The 539-nt window shown below is 64.9% G+C and carries 2 pseudogenes; both read right to left on the reverse strand.

The features are described 5' to 3' along the window. Positions 1-416 (reverse strand): annotated as a pseudogene (locus AC1D1Y_RS26140) (hypothetical protein); the annotation flags it as partial. Then, positions 413-539 (reverse strand): annotated as a pseudogene (locus AC1D1Y_RS26145) (phospho-N-acetylmuramoyl-pentapeptide-transferase); the annotation flags it as partial. The pseudogenes AC1D1Y_RS26145 and AC1D1Y_RS26140, both read right to left, overlap by 4 nt.

Raw genomic sequence — 539 nt, forward strand, 5'->3', positions numbered from 1 at the left:
GCCATGGCCAGGCCGGAGGCGCCCAGACCCAGGATCAGGATGTTCTGGCCCAGCAGCGGCTGAAAGGGTGCATCCACCATTGGCTCCGGAGCGAAGGCCTCCTCAAGCGCCACCTGCACGTCGTCCACCAGCACCACAGGCTCGGCCTTCTCAGCATGCGTGTCCGCAAAAATCTGCGCCACAAAGGCCGCCGCGTCGCGCGCGGCTGTCAGCGTGGTGGGCAGGCCACGGGCTTCCTTGGCAGATTCCTCCGGCTCAGCAAGCTCGACCACGACAGGTACGGCCTCTACGGCAGGCATGTCTGACACCTCTTCCGGCGTAGCAGGCTGTGCGTCGTGCGCAGACGCCGGCACCCCGCCGTCCGGAAGGGACGCTGCGGGGTGTTCGCCGGGGAGGTGCTCTTCGTGTTCGTTCATCGCAATTTCAGGGTGGACAGGCCCACCAGGCAGAGCAGCATGGTGATGATCCAGAAGCGGACCACCACCTGGGTTTCTTTCCAACCCGACTTTTCAAAGTGGTGGTGCAGCGGCGCCATCTTC

The organism is Polaromonas sp. P1_G1 (assembly GCF_056405595.1).